At 69.2% G+C, this 21179-nt stretch carries 17 protein-coding genes and 2 pseudogenes; 10 read left to right on the forward strand and 9 right to left on the reverse strand.

Annotated elements, in window-relative coordinates; genetic code table 11:
- Positions 1–144: 144 nt before the first annotated feature.
- Positions 145–543: pseudogene (locus AB0D27_RS40535) on the forward strand (glycoside hydrolase family 76 protein); the annotation flags it as partial.
- 115 nt (positions 544–658) lie between these two features.
- Positions 659–901: a hypothetical protein gene (locus AB0D27_RS40540; RefSeq protein ID WP_362519344.1), complete on the forward strand. Its 243-nt coding sequence runs from the start codon at positions 659–661 to the stop codon at positions 899–901.
- Between the two features lie 7 nt (positions 902–908).
- On the opposite strand, the gene AB0D27_RS40545 is transcribed toward AB0D27_RS40540, so the two are convergent.
- A complete protein-coding gene (locus AB0D27_RS40545) occupies positions 909–1940 on the reverse strand; it encodes a LacI family DNA-binding transcriptional regulator (protein WP_362519304.1) in 1032 nt (343 codons plus the stop codon).
- Positions 1941–2043: 103 nt separating this feature from the next.
- On the opposite strand from AB0D27_RS40545, the gene AB0D27_RS40550 reads away from it, so the two are divergent.
- Complete coding sequence (locus tag AB0D27_RS40550) at positions 2044–2244, forward strand: hypothetical protein (protein ID WP_362519307.1); 201 nt, start codon at positions 2044–2046, stop codon at positions 2242–2244.
- Between the two features lie 665 nt (positions 2245–2909).
- On the opposite strand, the gene AB0D27_RS40555 is transcribed toward AB0D27_RS40550, so the two are convergent.
- A complete protein-coding gene (locus AB0D27_RS40555; RefSeq protein ID WP_362519310.1) occupies positions 2910–3359 on the reverse strand; it encodes an SgcJ/EcaC family oxidoreductase in 450 nt (149 codons plus the stop codon).
- A gap of 94 nt (positions 3360–3453) precedes the next feature.
- On the opposite strand from AB0D27_RS40555, the gene AB0D27_RS40560 reads away from it, so the two are divergent.
- Positions 3454–3954 carry a MarR family transcriptional regulator gene (locus AB0D27_RS40560; RefSeq protein WP_362519312.1) on the forward strand — a complete coding sequence of 167 codons (501 nt, stop codon included), beginning with the start codon at positions 3454–3456 and terminating at the stop codon, positions 3952–3954.
- A 320-nt stretch (positions 3955–4274) separates the two neighbouring features.
- Here AB0D27_RS40560 and AB0D27_RS40565 read toward each other — a convergent pair whose 3' ends face one another.
- The 3 genes from AB0D27_RS40565 to AB0D27_RS40575 are packed head-to-tail and all read right to left on the reverse strand — an operon-like array spanning position 4275 to position 7650.
- Positions 4275–5150: a carbohydrate ABC transporter permease gene (locus AB0D27_RS40565; RefSeq protein WP_362519315.1), complete on the reverse strand. Its 876-nt coding sequence runs from the start codon at positions 5148–5150 to the stop codon at positions 4275–4277.
- Between the two features lie 10 nt (positions 5151–5160).
- Positions 5161–6156 carry a sugar ABC transporter permease gene (locus tag AB0D27_RS40570; protein WP_362519318.1) on the reverse strand — a complete coding sequence of 332 codons (996 nt, stop codon included), beginning with the start codon at positions 6154–6156 and terminating at the stop codon, positions 5161–5163.
- A 9-nt stretch (positions 6157–6165) separates the two neighbouring features.
- Positions 6166–7650: an extracellular solute-binding protein gene (locus tag AB0D27_RS40575; protein ID WP_362519321.1), complete on the reverse strand. Its 1485-nt coding sequence runs from the start codon at positions 7648–7650 to the stop codon at positions 6166–6168.
- A gap of 297 nt (positions 7651–7947) precedes the next feature.
- Here AB0D27_RS40575 and AB0D27_RS40580 point away from each other — a divergent pair, with 297 nt between their 5' ends.
- Together AB0D27_RS40580 and AB0D27_RS40585 are read left to right on the forward strand one after the other, a co-directional pair.
- The gene (locus tag AB0D27_RS40580) at positions 7948–8982 is read left to right on the forward strand and encodes a LacI family DNA-binding transcriptional regulator (RefSeq protein WP_362519323.1); all 1035 of its coding nucleotides are present in this window, start codon (positions 7948–7950) and stop codon (positions 8980–8982) included.
- The gene (locus AB0D27_RS40585; RefSeq protein WP_362519325.1) at positions 8979–10985 is read left to right on the forward strand and encodes a DUF2264 domain-containing protein; all 2007 of its coding nucleotides are present in this window, start codon (positions 8979–8981) and stop codon (positions 10983–10985) included. Before AB0D27_RS40580 ends, AB0D27_RS40585 begins: the two co-directional genes overlap by 4 nt.
- Positions 10986–11059: 74 nt before the next feature.
- On the opposite strand, the gene AB0D27_RS40590 is transcribed toward AB0D27_RS40585, so the two are convergent.
- Together AB0D27_RS40590 and AB0D27_RS40595 are read right to left on the reverse strand one after the other, a co-directional pair.
- Complete coding sequence (locus AB0D27_RS40590) at positions 11060–12019, reverse strand: glycoside hydrolase family 6 protein (RefSeq protein WP_362519328.1); 960 nt, start codon at positions 12017–12019, stop codon at positions 11060–11062.
- Positions 12020–12115: 96 nt separating this feature from the next.
- Positions 12116–14335 carry a glycoside hydrolase family 9 protein gene (locus AB0D27_RS40595; protein ID WP_362519329.1) on the reverse strand — a complete coding sequence of 740 codons (2220 nt, stop codon included), beginning with the start codon at positions 14333–14335 and terminating at the stop codon, positions 12116–12118.
- 304 nt (positions 14336–14639) lie between these two features.
- Here AB0D27_RS40595 and AB0D27_RS40600 point away from each other — a divergent pair, with 304 nt between their 5' ends.
- Both AB0D27_RS40600 and AB0D27_RS40605 read left to right on the forward strand, forming a co-directional pair.
- Positions 14640–15980, forward strand: coding sequence for a GH1 family beta-glucosidase (locus tag AB0D27_RS40600; RefSeq protein WP_362519332.1), 1341 nt, complete (start codon positions 14640–14642; stop codon positions 15978–15980).
- A gap of 64 nt (positions 15981–16044) precedes the next feature.
- Complete coding sequence (locus tag AB0D27_RS40605; protein WP_362519334.1) at positions 16045–17046, forward strand: LacI family DNA-binding transcriptional regulator; 1002 nt, start codon at positions 16045–16047, stop codon at positions 17044–17046.
- A 500-nt stretch (positions 17047–17546) separates the two neighbouring features.
- Here AB0D27_RS40605 and AB0D27_RS40610 read toward each other — a convergent pair.
- Positions 17547–18409 (reverse strand): annotated as a pseudogene (locus AB0D27_RS40610) (oxidoreductase).
- Between the two features lie 237 nt (positions 18410–18646).
- On the opposite strand from AB0D27_RS40610, the gene AB0D27_RS40615 reads away from it, so the two are divergent.
- Positions 18647–19333, forward strand: a complete 687-nt coding sequence (locus AB0D27_RS40615) for a class I SAM-dependent methyltransferase (protein WP_362519337.1) — start codon at positions 18647–18649, stop codon at positions 19331–19333.
- A 66-nt stretch (positions 19334–19399) separates the two neighbouring features.
- Here AB0D27_RS40615 and AB0D27_RS40620 read toward each other — a convergent pair whose 3' ends face one another.
- Positions 19400–20314, reverse strand: coding sequence for an IS982 family transposase (locus AB0D27_RS40620; protein WP_362519339.1), 915 nt, complete (start codon positions 20312–20314; stop codon positions 19400–19402).
- A gap of 111 nt (positions 20315–20425) precedes the next feature.
- On the opposite strand from AB0D27_RS40620, the gene AB0D27_RS40625 reads away from it, so the two are divergent.
- Positions 20426–21016 (forward strand): helix-turn-helix domain-containing protein, encoded by a 591-nt coding sequence (locus AB0D27_RS40625; RefSeq protein ID WP_362519342.1) that lies wholly within the window; start codon positions 20426–20428, stop codon positions 21014–21016.
- Positions 21017–21179: the final 163 nt, after the last annotated feature.

A 21179-nucleotide genomic window follows, 5' to 3' on the forward strand; every position in this document is an offset into this window, starting at 1 on the left:
CGGATGCACACCCTGCGTCTTCGCCCACTCCGTCAGATTCACACCGTGATCATAACACTCACCTGATCAAGGTTACGCTCACTAAATCGTGCTTGAACATGAGGAGTTGAGAACCCCGACGCCCCGTACGGGTCGGGCGGTGACATGTTCTACGACGACAACGAATGGGTCGGCCTGGCGAAGGTCCAGCGTCACCTGCAGACCGGGGACGCCACCGCCCTGGCACGCGCGAAGGAGATCTTCGCCCTGATCAGGTCCGGCTGGGACACCGACACGAGCCACGCCGCCCCGGGCGGCGTCTTCTGGACCCAGGCCGGCTGGAGCCAGGACCGCAGCACCGTCTCGAACATGCCGGGTGCCCAACTCGCCCTGCGCCTCCACCAGATCACCGGCGAGGCCGACTATCTGGACTGGGCGAGACGTTTCTACGACTGGACGAACACGCACCTGCAGAGCCCCAGCGGCCTGTACTGGGACCACCTCGACCTGCGGGGCACCGTCGAGAAGACCTTCTGGTCCTACAACCACGGCGTGCCGGTCGGCGTCAACGTTCTCCTCTACGAGGTCACCCACGACCGCGACTATCTACGCCGGGCCGAGCAGCGCCGAGGCCGCGTACGACTACTACGTCACGCAGGGGCGGCTGTTCACGCAGCCTGTGTACTTCAACTCGATCTTCTTCAAGAACCTGCTGCTCCTGGAGGCGGCGACCAAGAACGGCAAGTACCACCAGGCGATGGCCGACTACACCGACCAGCTGTGGTCCACGATGCGCGATCCCGCCACCGGCCTCGTGCGCTTCGATGCGGCCGGCGGTACGGAAGCGATCCAGCAGGCGGCCTTCGCGCAGATCTATGCCGTGCTCGCGTGGCCCCGCGCCAAGTGGCGGGCGCTCTACTGACTATTGACTACTGATGCCCGATCTCTCCTGTGCCGCGCGCGATCAGGTGGACCGGGAGGACGGTGCGGCGGGAGGGGGATTCGTCGCCGTTGATGCGGTCGAGCAGGAGGTGGGCGGCGTGGCGGCCGAGTTCCTCGGTGTCGGAGGTGACCACGGTGACCGGAGTGGGGAGCATGTCGGCCAGTTTGAAGTCGTCGAAGCCGACGACCGCCACGGGGGCTTGGAGTCGGCGGCAGGCGCGTAGGACCCCCTCGGTGAGGAAGCCCGTGGTCGAGAAGACGGCGGTGGGCGGATGGGCGGAGGTGAGCAGGGTGTGGGTGGCGGCGGAAGCTTCCTCGGTGGTGCCGCGCCGCAAGGTGACGACCAGGTCGCTGTCGGGGGTGATGCCGCTGCGGCGGAGGGCCTTGCGGTAGCCGCGCAGCCGCCGGCCGGTGGTGTAGTAGGAGGGGGCGACGAGGATGGCGATCCGGTCGTGGCCCTGGTCGATGAGGTGCTGGGTGGCCTTGCGTCCGCCGTCTTCGTTGTCGACGAGGACGACGTCGGCCTCGACGCCGGTGGCCGGCCGGTCGACGAAGACGATGGGCACCTGGTCGTGACCGTTGATCTCGTTGAGGAAGGCGTGGTCGCCCTGGTCGGGGACGATGATGAGCCCGGCGACGCGTCGTCCGATGAGCTCACCCACGGCGCGGCGTTCGACCTCCGGGTCCTCGTCGGCCGTGCTGAGGAGGACTGCGTATCCGGCCCGGTTGGCCACTTCGACGGCGGCCTTGGCCAGGGACGCGTAGAAGGGGTTCGTCAGGTCGCCGAGAAGCAGCCCGACGGTCATGGAGTTCTGGCCTGGACGGAGCGAGCGCGCGATCTCGTTGCGCTGGTACCCGATGGCGTTGATCGCCGCGGTCACACGGTCCGCCGTCTCCTCGCGGACCGTTCCGATGCCGTTGACGACGCGGGAGACGGTGACGACGGCGACTCCGGCCCGCTCCGCGACATCGCGCATGGTGGGCCTGGTGTTCTGGCGGTGCGGGGGACGACTGCTCACGTGGGGCGAAGACCAACCTTCCATCGCGTGCCGGGGGGCCGGGACCGCCCTCAGGGTACGTTTCCAGTCCCGGCCGGGGGTAGCTAACGCCCTGTTCGTCTCGGTGGACCCTGCCGCCCGCACCGACCGCACGGACACCGACCTTGCCGCAGCCGTCAGGATCGCTCTGGACGGCGGGACACCCGGTGGCGTCGAACCACTCGACTGGCTGTCCACCACTGCTCCTCGTCGCTGGCGGGCCGGTGCGGAGACCCTCATTTACGACTGGGCTGAACCCTGGGGAGCAGCACCCCTGGTGGTGTGAGTTCACGGGGGGCTGCCTGGTGTTTCACCCCGGCCGGGCCAGGTCGGCCATGGCAGTGAGATGGCCTGCCTTCATGGCCCGGCTTTCCACCGCACGCGGCCGGGCCGTCATGTGCCGGCCGACCGTCGCCGTGCCTCGTTCGAACGAGCAGGGGCTTCCGCGGCCTTGCGACCGGCGATCGCCCTGCTCGACGCCGAAGGCCGCCTTCCCACCGCCGCCCGCTGACCCGGCTGCACCTCGATGCATCCTGGAGCAGGCACTGCTACAGGCGCGCGGGCAGCTCAACGAAACAGCCCCGCACCGGGGTTACCCGGTGCGGGGCTGCACGTCGTGCGTGGACGTGAAGGGCGGTCGCCTACGCGGCGAAAGGCTCCATGAGGCTTCAGCCGAACGATCGTCCTCATAGGCAATGGGTGAGGCCCGGGGACACTGTCCCCTCCACAACCACACCTCCTGTAACCAAGCGGGCCCCGCAGATGTTCCCGCGCTCCGTGCGCGGGCCCGCGCACGTGAGAGCGCGACGGCAGCTCTACCTCATCTCGGCCACCCGCTGTACCGCGGAGACAGGCAAGGTAGAGGGTTGCCGCCGGAGCCGTAACGGTGTGCCGGGATGGCCCATACCCGCCCTTGTTCCCCACCCGGCTGGTGGAGCGCGACGTCGGAGACTACTTGTGGGAGGCCGGGATGATGCCCGGGGCGAACCTGTAGGACAGGGATTCCATGAGCGGCTTGCGCTTGGCGTTGTGGAAGGCCGCGATGCGCCACTTCCCGTCGTCCTGACGGACCAGGGTGTAGGTCTGGATCTTACTGAGCTTGTGCGGCCGCTTGCCTTTGTAGGTACCACCGCGCCCGTTGACGACGGCCATGTCCGGCCCGTGGAAGCGGATGTCGAGGATCTCGTCCGCGAGCTTCGTGCCCTTGAGGAACGTCGCGAACAGCGCGCGGTGGCTGTCCACTATGTCCCGGCGCCCCTTGTAGAGGGTGCCGACGAAGGTGATGTAGGTGGCGTCCTCGGTGAACAAGTCACCGTACGCCTCGGCGTCATGACGCCCCCAAGCGGCGACGATTTCGTTCAGCACCGATGTGACCTCTGCGGCGTCCGGCGTGATCGTCATGGTGTAAGGCCTCTCCCTTGATTAGACTGGAGCAGATTCTCAACAAAAACAGTATCTGCACGTGTGCAGTTAAATGTAGGAGGCTGGTCCCCTGATGGCAACCCCGGCAGACGCCGCGGATAGGAGCGTGGTCTTCCGGCAGTACCTGGACGCGGTGGGGCTTCAGGGCCTGGCCAGCGCGGAGGCTGCTGGACTGCACACGTCGGAGTGGTACGCCCTGAGCCTGATCACCCTGGAGGGCAGCCTCACCTCAGGTGAGCTCGCATCAAGGACTGGGCTGACCACCGGTGCCACCACCCGTCTGATCGACCGCCTCGAGCGCGCCGGATACGCCTGCCGCGCCGCGGACCCCACGGACCGCAGACGCGTGATCGTCGCGCCGGTGCCCGACGCGCTCGGCCGCATCGAGGAGGCCGTGGGCCCCGCCCGCCGCCACATCGCCGAGATCATGGCGCGCTACACCCCCGAGCAACAGGCCCTGCTCTTCGACTACTTCAGGCATGCCGCGCCCGCGTTCCGCGCTGCCACCGAGGAGATCCGCAAGACCGCGGCCCCGCGGCGCAGCAGGACCGCCCGGGCCAAGGGCGACGGCTGAGCACAGACACGACGGAGATGGCGCGGCACGGACGACCCGCAAGTTGGTCGACTCGGTGACCGCACAACTCGCTGATGTCCCGCTCAGCGATGACGTCCATCAACGCCTCGGCCTCCCGCAACTCCCGATCGGACAACCCCACAGGCTGGGGGCATCGCGAGGCGAGCCATCAAGGGCGGCCAGCCTGAACACCATCCCTGCCCCACCCGCACGTCCTCATCTTCGCGAGCGATCAGGGCGTGCTCAAGAAGGTAGGGCCGCCTGAACGCACTTCATTCACTGCCCGGCAGACCGAGGAAGTCCGGCGGCTTCGCCGCTCGCTACTGCTTGACGGCGCCGGCCAGCCCGTTGATGAAGAACCGCTGCAGCACGATGAAGATCAGGACGATGGGGAGCAGGGTGATGACCGACCCCGCGCACACCAGGGTCCAGGCGGTGGAGTTCTGGCCGATGAAGTTGAACATGCCCACCGACAGCGTGTGCAGCCCTGGGCGGGAGAGGGTGAAGACCAGCGGGATGAAGAAGCTGTTCCAGGCGGTGATGCAGGCGAACAGGCCCACGGTCGCCAGCATCGGCCCGGACAGCGGCAGCATGATCCGCCAGAAGATCTGATGGAAGCTCGCCCCGTCCACGCGGGCCGCGTCCTCAAGGCCCCGGTCGATCGTCGTGAAGTAGCCCATGAACAGGAAGGTCCCGAAGACCATCCCGCCCGCCGACTGGACGATGACCACTGACCAGAGGGTGTTGAGGAGATGGAGCCGCTGGATCAGGTCGAAGACCGGGATGATCGTGTAGCCGTGCGGGAGGAAGAGCGTCACGCCGACCAGGCCCAGCCAGAGCTTCTTGCCGGGGAAGTCGGTGCGGGCCAGGACGTAGCCCGCCATGGAGGTGGCGAGCACGGTGACGACGACCGTACCCATGGCGAACAAGACCGTGTTGACGAAGAACCGGCTGAAGTCCGCCTGCGTCCACGCCTCGCTGTAGTTGGACCAGCGGAACTCGGACGGGATCGGGTTCAGCCCGCCGGAGAAGAAGCCGTCGGTGCTCTTCAGCGAGCTGCCCAGCGCCCACAGGAACGGGTAGAGCCAGATGACTCCGCCGCCGAGCAACGCGAGATAGAGCAGCCCGCGCCGGCTGTGGCGCAGGCTCAGCCGCGGGCGCGGGCGCGGGCGCAGACGCGGGGACAGGGTGGACATCGGAACTCCTTCACTGGTTGGCGGCCGTGCGCCGTCGGCTGAGCCTGCGCAGGGCGAGGACCTGCAGCGCGGAGAAGACGATGAGCAGCAGTCCGTAGAGGAACGAGGCCGCGGAGGCCAGGCCGATGTCGGGCTGGGCGGCGGCGCCGGCGGCGCCGCCGAAGGCCAGGTGGTAGATGTACGTGTTGACGACTTCGGTGGCGAAGTACGGGCCGCCGCCGGTGAGGACCTGTACCAGGTCGAAGACCTGGAAGCTGCCGATGAAGGCCAGCACGACGATGACGACGCCGACTTGGCGCAGCATCGGGATGGTGATGCGGAAGAAGGACTGGACCGGGCCGCAGCCGTCGAGCTTCGCCGCCTCGTACAGCTCCGCCGGGATGGTCTGCAGGCCGGCGAGGAAGTAGACGAGGTTGTAGCCGAGGGTGTGCCAGATGCCGATCGCGATGATCACGGCCAGGGCGGTGTGCGGGTCGCCGAGCCAGTCGATGTGGCCGCCTGTCACCCCGGTCTTGGCCAGCAGGCCACCGGCCGAGTCGCCGAAGTTGGCGAGCATGAGCTGGATGACCACTCCGACGACCGCGGCCGAGGTGACGACGGGGATGAAGTAGACGGTCCGGAAGAACAGCGCGAACTTGAGCTTCGGGTTGTTCAGCACCAGCGCGAGCGCCAGCGCCAGTACCAGTTGCACCGGGACGAGCACGAACGCGTAGACGAAGGTGTGCTCGACGGCGCCCCAGAAGATGCGGTCGTGCAGGATCTGCCGGAAGTTGGCCAGGCCGACGTAGTCGCCGGGTTCACCGATGCCGTTCCAGCGGTAGAAGGTGTAACCGAAGGAGGCGAAGATCGGGTAGATCACGAAGGCCAGCAGCAGGACGGCCATCGGGGCCAGATAGGCGTACGACCACTTGGCGGCGCGGATACGGTGCCAGAGACCGACCCCGGGGGCGAGTGGTGGTGCGGTCCGGGGCGGCCGCCGGCGCTGACGGGTGGCGAGGAGTGACATGGTGACTGCTCACGCCTTCTTCGTGGTGTACGGCTTGGTGGGGTCCCAGTCGGCGAAGACGTAGTCGGACGTGCTGACCTTCTTGCCCTGCTTGGCCACCGTGGCGACCGCGTCGGAGAGGATCTGGTGCTTCTTGTCGGCCAGGCTGCTCAGCGCGCCGTGCACGTCCTTGATCTGTCCGGTGTAGATGCCGGTCACCACATCGCTGATGTCCGGCTTGGGGGCGCCGGGCGCGACGCCGGCCAGCTCCGGGTTGCGGACAAGCGGCACCGGGCCGCGCAGCACCTGCTGGGTCATGCCGACGAAGGCGGCGAACGGCTTGGAGTCGATGCCGGCCGGGTCGTTTCCCTCGGGGTGTACGGAGACGCCGTTGAGGTCCTGCACCCAGCGGCGGCCGGCGGCGGGCGACGTCAGCGCGTCCAGCCACTGGAACGCCTGGTGCGCCTTCTTGCTGTGGGCGGAGACCGCGGCGAAGGCGCCGTTGCCGACCGGGTCGGCGTAGTAGTAGCCCTGCGGGGTCGCGGTGGGCGAGGGCAGCGTGACCAGGCTGTAGTCGGTGAACTTGTGCTGGGTCCACTCGGGTTGGTTCCACACGCCGCCGACGGTCATGCCGAACTTGCCGCGCTCGAAGAAGGCGCGGGCCGCCTCGTCGGAGAGGCTGACGGAGTTGGGGTGGAAGAAGCCGCGCTTCTTCCATTCGACGAACAGCTCGAGGAAGTCGGCGTACGCCCGGTCGGTGCCGTACGTCCACTTGCCGACGCGGTAGTCCATGCCGGTGGCGGCGCCGGTGGGGGCGCCGCCTGGTGCGCCGGCGCCGCGGACGAAGAGGTCCAGCCACCAGGCGAGGACGCCGATGCCGTCGGCGTTGCCGAAGCCGAAGCCGTACGAGTTGCCGGCGCTCTTCTTGGTGATCGTCTGGGCGGCACTGGTCACTTCGTCCCAAGTCCTGGGCACTTTGACGCTTCCATCCGGGTTCGTCAGTCCGACGGACTTGAAGACGCCGTGATGGATGTAGAGCTGGTAGAGCGGGGCCGAGCCCTTCAGCGGGGCCGAGTAGACCTTGCCGTCGAAGACGTTGGCACCCTCCAGGAAGGTGCCGTCGGGGAAGCGTGACCGCCACGCCGGCGTCGCCCACTCGTCGAGCGGCTGCAGCCAGCCCTTGGCGACCTGTTCGGCGACGCTGGGCACCTGCGGGATCATGAAGACGTCCGGCGGGTTGCCACTCCGGTTGGCGAGCGCCACCAGGTCCGCGTACTTGGCGTTCTGCTGAGTGGTCTTCTTGACGCTGACGCCGCGGTGGGCCTTCTGGAAGAGCGCTATCTCCTTGTCCACCCAGGGGGCCTGGGTGACGTACCAGTCCCAGTAGGTGAGCGCGTCCGACGACGAGGAGGAGCTGGAGCCGCATGCGCTGAGGCCGCCGCCCAGCGTCATGGTGCCGGCACCGAGTGCGGCGGCGCGCAGCAGGCGGCGTCTGGAGACGTTCGACGAAGTCATCTGGTGTTCCTCCGAAGCGGAAGAGGGATGCTGAACGGCGTGTAACGTTCACTAAACCGTTTTCAGTAACCGGGAGATTAAGGGGGCGTGTCACGGCCGTCAAGGGGGCCGACGAGGCTTGACGAGACGATCCTCACGGCGACAGGAAGCCCGGCCAGTCGAACCTCTGCCAGGGCATGGAGAAAGCCTGGCAAGCTGTGTAACGTTTACATCGGTGTTACTCGAGTTCACTGGGGCGAGGAGAAGCAGAGCATGGCGCGTGGTCGGAGTTCCGCAGGTCGGGCGACAATTCGTGACGTGGCGTCGCGCGCAGGCGTGTCCGTCGCCACCGTCTCGCGGATCCTCAGCGGGGCGTACACGGCGCCCCCGGCGACGCACGAGCGGGTCATGGAGGCCGTGCGCGACCTCGACTACGTGGTCAACGCCAACGCCCGCTCCCTCTCCACGGCTTCGGGGATGGTGGCGATGGTGGTCAACGACATCACCTCGCCCTTCTTCATGAACGTCGCCTCCGGCGTGGAGGAACAGGCCGTCGCCGACGGCCGGGTCTGCCTCGTCTGCTCCACTCAGGGCGTCCCGGAGCGCGAGCTGTCGGTGATCAACCTGATGCGCCAGCGGGGTGCGGAGGCGATCATCCTGGTCGGCGGCATGGCCGAGACCGAGGAGCACCTCGCCCAACTCGCCGCCGCCGCCGAGGGGATGGACCGGGCCGGAGCCCGCCTGGTGCTGTGCGGCCGGACCTGGAAGGGCGCGAAGGCGCCGGTGGACGTGGTGGAGTGCGACATGGAGAGCGGCGCCTTCGCCGCCACCAGCCACCTGATCTCCGCCGGGCACACTCGGGTGGCGCACCTGGCGGGCCCGCACGAGTTCAGCGTGGCGGGCCAGCGCCTCGAAGGGTACGAACGGGCCCTGCGCGCGCACGGCATCAAGCCCGATCCGGCGCTCGTCGCCGAGAGCGACATGACGCGCGAGTCCGGATACGAAGCGGCCTGCCGACTGCTCACCGGCACCGACGCCACCGCGATCTTCTGCGCGAACGACATGAGCGCCGCGGGCGCCATCGCCGCCGCCCGCGACCTGGGCCGCTCGGTCCCCGACGACGTCTCCGTGATCGGCTTCGACGACATCCCGCTCGCCGAGGATCTCTACCCACGGCTGACCACCGTGCACGTCCCCCAGCAGGAACTCGGCCGCTCCGCCACCCGCCTCGCCCTGCACCGCCGCCCCAATGAACCGCAGAGCCGCCATGTGGTGCTCGGCTCGCACATCGTCGTACGCCAGTCGGTGGCTCCCCCCGCCCGCCTCAACACCGTCGGAAAGGCGGACAGTTGATACCTGAGGACCGGCTTCTCTCTCCGTACACCGGCTGGACGCGTACGCACTGGGAGGCGCTGGCCGATGCCCAGCTGAGCGCCGTCCGCCCGTACGCCACCGACCGGCACGCCCTGCTCCACCTGCCCGGCCCCGCCAGCCGCTCCGGCCGGCACAGCGACGGCCTCGAGGGCTTCGCCCGCACCTTCCTGCTCGCCGGCTTCCGCCTGGCCCACTCCGGCGACACCGATCCGGACGGCCACGCCGCGTGGTACGCGGAGGGTCTGGCCGCCGGCACCGATCCGCGCTCGTCGGAGCGCTGGCCGAGCATGCGCGAGTGCGGGCAGGCCAAGGTGGAGTGCGCGTCGGTGGCGATCGCGCTGCACGAGACGCGGCGGTGGATCTGGGACCGGCTGGACGACGGTGTACGGCAGCGGATCGTCGCCTGGATGACGGACATGCTCGAAAGCGACGTCCCCGACAACAACTGGGTCTGGTTCCGGGCCATCGCCTCGGCGTTCCTGCGCTCGGTCGGCGCGCCGTGGAGCGCGCCCGACATCGACCACGCCATCGCCCGGACGGAGGAGTGGTACGCGGGCGACGGCTGGTATGCCGACGGGGGCGGCACAGCCGGCGAGCGTCGTGCAGACGCCGTCGCCGTGGGCGATGGTGGCCAGCCGCCGTTGCGGCACTTCGACTACTACTCGGGCTGGGCCATGCAGTACTACCCGCTGTGGTATTGCCGCATCTCCGGCGCCGACGCCGATCCCGCGCTGCTTCCCCGCTATCGCGGCCGACTGCGCCGCTACCTCGACGACGCCCAGCACCTCGTGGCGGCCGACGGCGCCCCGCTGTACCAGGGCCGCTCCCTCACGTACCGCTACGCGATGCTCTGCCCGCTGTGGGCCGGCGCCGTTTTCGACGCCACTCCCCTGCCGCCGGGCCGCACCCGCCGCCTGGCCAGCGGCGTACTGCGGCACTTCACCGAAGCCGGCTGCTTCGACGGACGCGGGCTGCAACCGCTGGGCTGGCACGGGGAGTTCCCGGCCATCCGGCAGCCGTACTCGGGGCCCGGCTCGCCGTACTGGTCGAGCAAGGGCTTCGCCGGACTGGTGCTGCCCGCCGAGCACCCGGTGTGGGCGGAGAAGGAGGAGGCGCTGCCGATCGAGACCCGGGATGTGCGGCGGACACTGACCGCGCCGGGGTGGCTCGTCTCCGGCACGGCCGCGGACGGGGTCGTACGCGTCGTCAACCACGGCAGCGACCACGCCTTCGGTGAGGGCGTCGAAGCCGAGGCGGACGACCCCGTCTACAGCCGCCTCGCCTACGCCTCCCACGCCGCACCCGACAGCACGGAGGCGAGCCTCAACGACCCGCTCGACTCGCACATCGCCCTGCTCGACGCCGAGGGGCGCCCTTCCCACCGCCGCCCGCTGACCCGGCTGCACCTCGGTGTGCGCACCGCCGTCTCCCGCCACCGCGCCCACTGGCCGCTCAGCCCCGTCCCCGCCCCGTACGCCCATGACCCCGCACCCTGCTTCCGCCCGGGTCCGTGGATCACGACGGCGTCCGTGCTGAACGGCCCGCTGGAGGTCCGGCTCACCCGGGTCGACGGCCCGTTGCAGGAACCGCTGCGGCTGCGCCTCGGCGGCTATTGCCTGGCCGCCGCCGACCCGCCGCTCGCGCACCGGGCGACCGGACCCGCCGTTTGGGTGCGCCGACCGGCGGGCCTGTCCAGCACGGTGGTCGCACTGCGCGGTTTCGACCAGGCGGGCATCGCCACCGCGCGCGACTCCAATGCCCTCGGCCCGCACTCGGCAACACCCTGGCTCGCCACGGCGGCGGAGGTCGAACCGGGTACGGTGTACGCCGCTTTGGTCTGCCTCTCCGGAGTGATCGAGGGGCCGGCCACGGCCGAAGCCGTACACCTGGAGGTCTCCTACGACGGCGAGGGCACCGCCCTCGCCTCCGTCACCTGGCCTGACCACACCAGGGACACCGTCCGCCTGGAGCCGCCGAGTTGACGAGCGGGTACGGCGTGGGGCACGGGCTGTCAGGGACCCGCGCCCACGCCGGGATCGGGTGCCGTACGCGTGGATCAGGTGCCGTCGATGAGTCGGACGGCGAGATCGGGGCTGAACTGCCCGGCGGGGACGGTCGGGGCGATGCCGCACTGCCCGTCGGAGTTGCCCGGGGTCTTGACCCACAGCAGCAGGTCCTCGCCCGTGCCCACGCGCGCGGTGACGCCGAGTTTGCGCCCGGCCGGGTTGCACCACTCGCCGTTGGAGCCGTTGCCGTTGCGGCTGGTGTCGACGACGAAGTGGGACCCGCCGCCGAGGGCCGAGTTGATCGAGTTCCCGTAGGTCTCCGAGGACGCGGTGGTGTAGAAGTTCGAGACGTTCAGGGAGAAACCGCGGACGTTGGCCACGCCGGCGGACTTCAGCCGGCTCGCCATGGTCGCCGGGTCGACCCAGTTGGTGTGTCCGGCGTCCAGGTAGGCCCAGGTGTTGGGTGCCTTCTGCTGGAACATCTGGGCGGCGTAGGCGAGCATCGCGAGGCGGTCGCTGATCTGCGCGCTGGTCAGGCAGCCGAAGTCCGCCAGCGCGTCCGGCTCGATGACGACCACGGCGGGGCGGTCGGCCACTGCCGCCGCGAAGGTGGAGATCCAGGTGCGGTAGCCGGCCACGCTGCCCGCGCCGCCCGACGACTGGCCGCCGCACGCGTCCCGGCCCGGGATGTTGTACGCGACGAGTACCGGCAGCTTGTCGTGGCTGTCGGCGGCGCCGACGTAGTTGGCCACGGCCGGTCCGATCCCTCCGCTTTCGTCGGCGAACCAGCGCGCGATCGGCTGGGACGCGATGGCCGACTGGATGCGTGCGGCTCTCACGTCGGAGGAGTTGTTCCGGGCCCACACCGCCGGGCCGGAGTCGGGGTTGGAATAGAAGCCGCTCGTCAGGGAGAGCGGGCTGGCGGCGGCTGCCGAACCGGCCGCCAGGAGCGGCAGCGGTAGGGCGAGCAGACAGATCAGGGCAGTTCTGAGCAGGACGTGCCAGCGCATGGTGAGTCCCCTTCGTCTCAGGGCAGGGCTGCCGCGGGCCCCTCGGCTCGGCTCCCGCCCGCGCTCGTCCGGCGCGTGCGGGGCCACGGCGGTGGTTCAGCGCGCGGAGTCGGCGGCGAAGGCCGCCACCCAGGCGAGTGCGGAGTTCCAGTTGATGGCGACTTCGTTGGTCGAGTACGAGTAGATGTCGTCGATGTAGCAGGTGGCGGGGGCGCAGCCGACCAGGTTCTGCTGTGCGACCGGGTCTTGCAGGGCGGAGTCGGGGCCGCCGGCCAGCGAACCGGGCGGTGGGCTGGGCAGCTTGGGGTCGATCTGGTGGGCCCAGACCCGGTTGTGCTGGTTGTGGCTGGCCCGGCTGCCGTATCCGGTGACAAAGGACTGGTTCAGGGCGTTGCGGCCGAGGAGGTAGTCCAGCGACTCCAGCACGGCACCGCGGTAGACGTTCCGGCGGGTGATGTCGTAGGCGGTCGCGACGACCATGGCGTTGTTCGCGGTGACGCTGTTGGAGCCCCAGACGTATCCGCCGTCAGCGGGCAGGTTGGGGTTCGGGTAGCCCTGCGACTGCTCGTCCCGCACGAATCCGTCCGCGACGGCGAGGACCCGCTTGCTCGCCGCGGCGACCATCGGGGCGGGGAAGCGGCTCGGCAGCCGGACCACGGTGAGGTCGGCCAGCGCGCCGGTGTCCCGCCAGGAGAACCCGGCCGAGGTGATCTCCGTATCGATGTGGGACAGGTAGCCACGGTCACGCGTGGTGGCGTACAGCTCGGTGGCGGCCCACGAGTACTCGTCGGTCACGTCCGTGTCGGCGTACGCTCCCCCGCCGACGCTGTCGCTGCTCGGGGCGTACACGTCGGGATGGGCGAGCGCGGCCTTCCAGGCGGTCTCGGCCGCGGTCAGGCACGTGTGGGCGAAGGCCGCGTCGTAGCGGGCCCACACCCGGGCGCACTGGGCGCCCGCGGCGGCCAGGTTGAGGGTGGCGGCCGTGGACGGCGGGTGCAGGTAGCGGGGCTGGGAATCCCGGTCGGGCTGAGTGGGCAGGGCGGTCCAGGCCAGGTCGTGGACCTTGTGGTGGACCATGCCGGCCAGCGGCTCCCCCGCGGGCACCTGCATGCTCAGCAGGAACGCCATCTCCCAACGGGACTCGTCGAGTACGTCCGGGACGCCGTTGTCGTTCTCCGGGATGCTCAGCAGTCCGTCACGCAGCCCCGCGGCGTCGCCCTGGCCCCGGGAGCGCTCGTAGGAGTCCATCAACTGCCACGCGGCGAGCGCGCCGTTGACTACGTACTTGCCCTGGTCACCCGCGTCGTACCAGCCGCCCTGGACATCCAGCGAGTAGTCGCAGGTACCGGGCAGACAGGGCACGTCCGAATCGCCCTTGTTGGGTGCCACACCGAGGTGTCCGGCGGGCCGGGCGTAGGCGTCGCCCGCGTACTGGCCCTCGATGGGCGTGCCGCTGCGGACGGCGTAGAAGTAGCCGAGTGCGTCCTTGCGCAGGGCCGGGTAGGGATTGTCCGCGATGGCGAACGGATAGCTGGTCGCCGTGCCGACCGCGAGCGTGTATCCCGTACCGGCCGTACGGAACGAGCTGAAGTCGGCGATGTGCACATGGTCGCCGGAGGCGGCGTCCGTGCCCTGGAAGCGGGTGAGTCCGGTCTTGACGACCGCGCCCGAGGCGTCGCGCAGGAGCCATTCCACGGGCTCCGTCGAGGCGTCGACGATGGACGCCTCCTTGGGGCCGTGGACGGCGTAGCCGTACTGGTTCGTCCGCACCGGGGAGCCGAAGTCGCGCCCGCCGCCGGGCGGTATGGCGCCGCCGGTGAGGGAGACGTCGTCGAGGCACAGGGTGAACGGCTGGGCGGCGCCGCCCTGTTGGAAGGAGAGTTGGGCATGCAAGTTGGCGGTCGTGGACGTGCCGGTGAACTGGAAGGTCTTGGGCGTGCCGGTGACGGCGGCGGTCTTGTTCAGGGTGGTCGTGTACGGAGCGGCGGGCAGCTGCAGCACGGTGTGGAGGGACACGTCCCGGGTGGCGGAGGCGGTGAAGCGCAGTGTGTAGGGCTGGCCGGCCTCCAGTGGGATGTCGTTCTGGCCGATCATGGAGTCCCATACGTTGACGGTCCCCGCGGGAACGTCGGCGCACAGGCGGCCCAGATCGATGGCGGACGGCGTGTTGGCGCTACTCCACCAGGGGCTCTTCACGCTGTCGAACGAGCCGTTGAGCACCCGTTCGTACTCCGCGGCGTGCGCGGGCGTCGCGGCCAGGGCGACGGTCAGGACGGGCGCGAGGAAGACCGCGCCCCATCTGGTCTTGCGGAACATACCGGGCCCTTCTCGGTGGCAGGGTTCCCGGCTCGGTGCGGCGTCAGTGCCAGATGTTCGGCGGGGGCGCCGAGGCTGTCAAGCCTTCAAACACAGGCGTCTTTTCTGCGTCCGAACCCTTCACAGAGTCAACGCGCCGCTCCTAGTCTGCAACTGTAAGCGCTTCCAGTTTTCTTTGAAGGCATCGCACAGGTACCGGCAGAACTGCGGCGTCAACCCAGCTCAATGGACATATGCGAATCATGGACGCGAGCACTCCGATTGTTACCGCTCTCGGTTGCCCCACAGGTGGAGGTCCAACTCAGTGAGCACGTTCGATCCCGGCTTCCTGTGGGGCGCCGCCACCTCGAGCTACCAGATCGAGGGCGCGGTCACCGAGGCCGGCCGGGGCCCCTCCATCTGGGACACCTTCACGGCCACCCCGGGCGCCATCCAGGGCGGCGGCACCGGAGCCATCGCGGCCGACCACTACCACCGCTTCTCCGAGGACGTCGCGCTGATGGCCGAACTCGGCCTGCGCGCCTACCGCTTCTCCCTCGCCTGGCCCCGGATCCAGCCCACCGGCTCCGGCCCGGTCAACCAGCGCGGCCTCGACTTCTACCGCCGTCTGACCGACACCCTCCTCGACCACGGCATCCAGCCCTGGCCCACCCTCTACCACTGGGACCTGCCCCAGCCGCTGGAGGACCGCGGCGGCTGGCCCACCCGGGACACCGCCGAGCGGTTCGCCGAGTACGCCGCCGTCGTCCACGAGGCGCTGGGTGACCGCATCACCCACTGGACCACCCTCAACGAGCCGTGGTGCTCGGCCTTCCTCGGCTATGCCACCGGCCGCCACGCCCCCGGCCGCCGCCAACCCGCGGCCGCCGTACGCGCCGCCCACCACCTGCTGCTCGGGCACGGCCTGGCGGCGGAGGCGATGCGGGGCGACGCCCGCGTCGGCATCACGCTCAACCTCACCCACGTCTCCACGCTCCACGCCACGCCCGCCGACCTGGACGCGGCCCGCCGCATCGACGGCATGCAGAACCGCCTCTTCCTCGACCCGCTGCTGCGCGCCGCCTACCCCGACGACGTACTCGACGACCTCCGCGAGGTCACCGCCTTCGGTCACATCCACGACGACGACCTGAAGAGGATCGGGGCTCCGCTGGACTTCCTCGGCATCAACTACTACGCGCCGATGCTGGTCACCGGCGGCTCGACGCCGACCGAATCCGCCTATGTGGGCTCGCCGTTCGTCCATATCGCCGACGGAGGCCGTCCGAGGACCGCGATGGGCTGGGAGATCGACGAGAGGGGACTCCTGGAGCTCCTCCTGCGTCTCAGGGACGACTACCCGGCCATATCCCTGTACATCACGGAGAACGGTGCCGCCTTCGACGACGTGGTGCAGCGTGACGAGGTGCATGACCCGGACCGGATCGCCTACCTGGACGGCCACCTCCGCTCCTGCGCACAGGCGATCAGCCACGGCGTCCCGCTCAAGGGCTACTTCGTCTGGTCAGTGCTGGACAACTTCGAATGGTCCTTCGGCTACACGCCCCGCTTCGGCATCGTGCACGTCGACTACGCGAACCAGCGCCGCACGCCCAAGGACAGCGCCCGCTGGTACGCCGAGGTCATCAGGCGCGGCGGTCTGTGACACGGTTCGCGCTTACAGTGCTGCTACTCGCCACCCCCGTCCGTACGAACAGGAGCAGCCCCACATGACCAGACGGCCACCGACGCTCGACGAGGTGGCGCTGCGCGCCGGGGTGTCCGTCGGAACCGTCTCACGTGTGATCAACAACCGCCAGCACGTCAGCAAGAAGGCCCGGCAGGCCGTGGAGAGCGCCGTGGCGGAGCTGGGCTATGTGCCCAACATGGCGGCCCGTTCGCTCGCCTCGCAGCGCCGCGGCGCCGTGGTGCTGGCGATCTCCAGCGACGACCCCGCGCTGTTCGCCAACCTCTTCTTCGCAGAGGTGATCACCGGTGTCAACGCGGTCATCGAGGAGACGGACCTCGAACTGCTGCTGGTCCTGGCCGCCTCCGAGCGGGGCCGGGCCCGGCTCGCCCGCATCCTCCAGTCCCGGGCTGCGGACGGCGTCATGCTGCTGGCCCTGCGCGAGAACGATCCGCTGGCGAAGGTGGCCGAGGCAGGGGGCGTCCCCGTCGTGCACGGAGGCCGCCCCTTGGACCGGGCCCCCCGCTGGTACGTGGACGCCGACAACCGGGGCGGGGCCCGCCAGGCCGTGGAGTACCTGATCTCGACGGGCCGCCGCGCCATCGCCACCGTCACCGGCCCCCTCGACATGCACGCGGGCGTCTCCCGCTACCTGGGCTTCCGCGAGGCGGTCGCCCTGGCCGGCTTGAAAGACCACCGCGTGGCCCACGCCGACTTCAGCGAGGCGGGCGGCGCCGCGGCGACTGCCCGCCTCCTCGACGAACACCCGGACCTGGACGCGGTGTTCGTCGCCTCGGACGCCATGGCGGCCGGCGCCCTGCGCGTCCTGCGCGAGCGCGGCCACGCGGTCCCCGAGGACGTCGCGGTCGTCGGCTTCAACGACGTCCTCACGGCCCAGCACACCCAGCCTGCCCTGACGACGATCCACCAGCCCATCGTGGCCCTCGGCCGCGAGATGACCCGCATGCTGGTACGCGTGCTGGACGGCGAGGAGCCGACGCCTCTCATCCTGCCAACGGATCTGGTGATCAGGGGATCCGCGTAGCACGGCTGTCCCGAGCCGTGCGAACGCCCGGCGGGGGGATCCGCGATCCCTGCGAGTGCGACATGCCCTCGTGCTCACGTGCATCTCCGTTATGTGGCTGGGCTGTTGAGGGCTGAGCGGGGGTGTTCGCGAAGAGATGCAGCGCGTGTCCGTCACCGTTCGTAGCAACCACCGGCGAGCCGCTGTGTGTCAGCAGTTCGCAATGTGCGGCTGCTTCAGCGACAGGGATTTCACCTGTGAATCAGCGCTCGGACCGCGGCTCGGACCGCTTCTGCGAGTACGCCGCCCCCACGGCCGTGCGTCATTTGGCGGGCCGTGACGGCACGGCCTATGCCACCGGAGGCTCCGAGTACGACAACAACGGGGCGTATGGATCTCCCTTGCTCGTGGATGCTCCCCGGGCGGCCCGGGCGGGCCGGGCGGCCCGGGCGGCCCGGGCGGATACGGGTCTGATATTCCAGCTGCCCAGGTGTGGACGGCGGTGTGGTGGGGCGCGGTGGCTATTGGCCGATGGTGTCGAGTTCGGCGACGGTGTCGGCCGGAAGGTGCAGGTCGGCTGCGGCGATGTTTTCGCGCAGGTGGGCGACGGACGAGGTGCCGGGAATCAGGACGGTGGTGGCCGAGCGCTGGAGCAGCCAGGCCAGGGCGAACTGCTGCGGTGAGGCGTCCAGGCGGCCGGCGACCGCGGTCAGGGTCTCGGACTGCACGGGGCTGAAGCCGCCGAGGGGGAAGAACGAGGCGAAGGCGATGTTCTCTGCCGCGCAGCGTTCCACGAGGGCGTCGTCCGCGCGGTTGGCGAGGTTGTAGAGGTTCTGCAGCGTGACGACGGGGGCGATGTTCTGCGCCTCGGTGAGCTGGGCGTCGGAAACGCCGCTGAGGCCCAGGTGGCGGATCAGGCCCTGCTCGCGCAGATCGGCCAGGGCGCCGAACTGCTCGGCGATCGACTCATCGGAGGTGCCTTCGACGGAGCTCAGGCGAAGGTTGACGACATCGAGGGCTTCCAGGCCGAGGTGCTGGAGGTTCTCGTGGACCTGGGCCTTGAGGTCGGCGGGCTCCTGGGAGGGGATCCAGGAGCCGTCCTCGCCGCGGCGGGGCCGACCTTGGTGACGATGCGCAGGCCCGCACGGTAGGGGTGCAGGGCCTCCTTGATGAGTTCGTTGACGACGGCGGGGCCGTAGAAGTCGCTGGTGTCGATGTGCGTGATGCCGAGCTCGACCGCCTCACGCAGCACGGCGAGCGCCTGGTCACGGTCCTTGGGCGGGCCGAAGACGCCAGGGCCTGCCAGTTGCATGGCTCCGTAGCCCATGCGACTGATCGTGAGGTCCTCCGCCAGGGTGAGCGTTCCGCCGGGTGTGGTGGTCATGTCGCGCCTTCCCTCTCTTTTCTGCCGAGCAGGTCATCTGGGGTGAGGCATTCGTGACGACCTGCCGCTTCTGCCACTTTCCACCCCGCGCAACGATCTCGGCCGTACCCCCGTGTTCCCAGATGATTGATTCCCAGGGGTGCCTTGTGATGAGGGCGGCCTGTTGGGGTGCAGCGGGGGCGGACGTGATCTTTCATAGCAGCCCCCGCTGTGTTCCTATGGGGTATGAGCGGGCGGATGCGCGAGGGTCACCAAGGAACCGGGCCGGGAGCAATCACGCCGGATGGGTGTGCAGTCGAGCTGTACGAGCGGCTTCCCGTAGGCGACGAGCCCGACATCATTCAACGGGCGGTCCCCGCCAAGGTCCGAATACTCGAACTGGGATCCGGTGCGGGCCGCGTGACGCATCCGCTGGTTGAGCGGGGCTTCACCGTGACTGCCGTCGATGAATCTCCCCAGATGCTGGAGCGGGTCCACGGCGCCCGGACCGTCTGCAGTCCGATCGAGGATTTGGAGCTCGATGAGCATTTCGATGTGGTGTTGCTGGGGTCATTCCTTGTTCACACCGGTGATCCACAAGTCCGCGAGGGGCTACTGCAGACCTGCCGACGGCATGTCGCGAATGACGGCTGCGTACTGATCCAGCGAGAGAGCGAAGGTCGGCACGAGAACCTGCCGCAAGAGCGTAAGATCGACGGCGGTCTCGTCCGGGTGGTGTCCTCCGATCCCGTGAGCCCAGGTGTGCGGTCCGTCCACGTCGAATACGTCTTCTCGGACGCCCGGTGGGCCCAGACGTTCCTGTCACGCCCCTTGACCGCCGAGGCCTTCGAGCTTGCTTTGAGCGAGGCAGGACTTGTCGTTGACGCCTATCTGACTGGCGACCGCACCTGGGTGCGGGCTCTGCCGATCACCGGTAGGCCGTAGCCGGATCATGCCAGCCGGCGCGAGAGGCGTCCGTCGATCCGGAGGTCGGCTGCCTGCCTTGCCACATCAATGGTCGTAGGCGGTCAGCGATCGTTTGACGGACTGGCCGGTGTGGTCGTTGTGCCAGATCGCGGCTGTCAGAGCGAGGATGCGCTGCATGACGCGGGCGATGACGCCGCGGGGTGTGCGCCCTTGGTGCTGTTCGAGGTTGAGCTGTCCCTTGAAGGTCTCGTTGACCGACTCGATGACTTGCCGCAATGATTTGAACAGGGGTCCGCCGGGCCGCTGCCGTTCGCCCTTGCGGGTCGGCCGTAGCAACTGGACGCCGTGCTGGGTGAGTTCGTGTTCGAAGGCGCGGCCGAAGCAGTTCTTGTCGCCGATCAGTGTCTGGCCGGGCTGGGCGGCGAGGAGGTGGGGCTCGGCCGCGAGGAGGTCCAGCAGGGTCTCGCGCTCGTCGGCCTTGGCGCCGGTCAGGGCGAAGGCGACGGGCAGGCCCTGGAGGGTGCACACTAGGTGCAGCCATAGGCCCCAGAAGAAGCGGCTGTGGCTGGCGCAGTAGCAGTACTGCGCCCATCCGGCCAGGTCGGAGCGTTTCACGGTCTCCCGCGAGCGGCCGCATTCCACGGGCGTGGAGTCCACGATCCATACGTCGTCGCTCCACACCGAGGTGCTGGCGGCCAGGATCCGGGTGACCCGGTGAAGCAGCTCGGCGGCCTTACGCAGCCGCTTGTTGTAGCCGGATTGCTGCGGCAGGTACGGGAACAGATGCCGCAGGTGGGCACGGGCATGCCGGAGCCACCTGGCCTCGGAGGTGGAACCGAGCATGCCCTGCATCATCGCGAGGATGATCAGTTCCGCGTCGGTGAGCAGCGGCGCGATCCCCACGGCCGGCCGCCACGGAGCCAGGTCCGGACGCTCTTTCAGCAGGTCGCCGGTCGTTGCATAGAGTGCCGTCGCGAGGGTGTCCAGGTTGTTCGTCACAAAACGATCTTGGATGCCCTCGTCCTCGTCTCCGCAGGCACCCCTTGGAATTGATCATCTAGGAGTGGCAGGACCAGCCACATCCCGCGCAGCCGACCTACCTTGGACGTCATGGAGAACACCAACCCTCTCGGCGCGTTCCTACGTGCCAGACGCGAGCTGGTCAGCCCCGGGGACGTCGGGATCAGCCAGCGCGGGCTGCGCCGTGTCAAAGGGCTGCGCCGGGAGGAGGTCGCCGCCCTCGCCGGCATCAGCTCGGACTACTACCTGCGGCTGGAGCAGGTCCGGGAGCGCAACCCCTCCGTCCAGGTCCTCGAAGCGCTCGCCGATGTTCTCCAGCTCGACAGTGACGCCACCGCCTACTTGTTGGGCCTGGCCGGGACCCGCCCGCGCAAGGCGGCACGACCGGCGGCGGAACGGGTGCCGGTGAGCATGAAGTACATGGTGGCGCAGATGCCGATGCCCGCGTTCGTGCAAGGCAAGTACTTCGATGTCCTGGCCGCGAATCCCATGGCCCGCGCCCTCTCCCCGAACATGGCGCGCGGCGTCAATCGGTTGCGTGCGGCATTTCTGGACCCCCGCGAATGGGGACTGTACCGGGACTGGGTGCAAGCCACCGCCGGAGTGGTCGGGTCCACGACTTTCTTGATCGTGTGCTGCGCGGCCTGCGCGCCGAGACCGGCCGCTTTCAGCTCGGCGTAGGTGTGCTTGCGCAGCTCGTACTCACGCGGCACACCACGGGCGAAAGCCACCTCGGACACCCAGTTGGCCCGGCCGTTGACCGTGTGCAAGGTCGCGCCGACAGCGGATGCCTGCGCGGCATCCGGCACCAGTTTGACTTGCACGACGATCTTCACGTGGATCA

It is taken from the genome of Streptomyces sp. NPDC048415 (genome assembly GCF_040651675.1).
GTDB lineage: Bacteria > Actinomycetota > Actinomycetes > Streptomycetales > Streptomycetaceae > Streptomyces.

Excerpts from the sequence above, each read along its gene's own strand:
- AB0D27_RS40555 (WP_362519310.1), bottom strand. The coding sequence starts at position 3,359 with ATGACGATCACGCCGGACGCCGCAGAGGTCACATCGGTGCTGAACGAA.
- AB0D27_RS40560 (WP_362519312.1), top strand. The coding sequence starts at position 3,454 with ATGGCAACCCCGGCAGACGCCGCGGATAGGAGCGTGGTCTTCCGGCAG.
- AB0D27_RS40565 (WP_362519315.1), bottom strand. The coding sequence starts at position 5,150 with ATGTCCACCCTGTCCCCGCGTCTGCGCCCGCGCCCGCGCCCGCGGCTG.
- AB0D27_RS40570 (WP_362519318.1), bottom strand. The coding sequence starts at position 6,156 with ATGTCACTCCTCGCCACCCGTCAGCGCCGGCGGCCGCCCCGGACCGCA.
- AB0D27_RS40575 (WP_362519321.1), bottom strand. The coding sequence starts at position 7,650 with ATGACTTCGTCGAACGTCTCCAGACGCCGCCTGCTGCGCGCCGCCGCA.
- AB0D27_RS40590 (WP_362519328.1), bottom strand. The coding sequence starts at position 12,019 with ATGCGCTGGCACGTCCTGCTCAGAACTGCCCTGATCTGTCTGCTCGCC.
- AB0D27_RS40595 (WP_362519329.1), bottom strand. The coding sequence starts at position 14,335 with ATGTTCCGCAAGACCAGATGGGGCGCGGTCTTCCTCGCGCCCGTCCTG.
- AB0D27_RS40605 (WP_362519334.1), top strand. The coding sequence starts at position 16,045 with ATGACCAGACGGCCACCGACGCTCGACGAGGTGGCGCTGCGCGCCGGG.
- AB0D27_RS40615 (WP_362519337.1), top strand. The coding sequence starts at position 18,647 with ATGCGCGAGGGTCACCAAGGAACCGGGCCGGGAGCAATCACGCCGGAT.
- AB0D27_RS40625 (WP_362519342.1), top strand. The coding sequence starts at position 20,426 with ATGGAGAACACCAACCCTCTCGGCGCGTTCCTACGTGCCAGACGCGAG.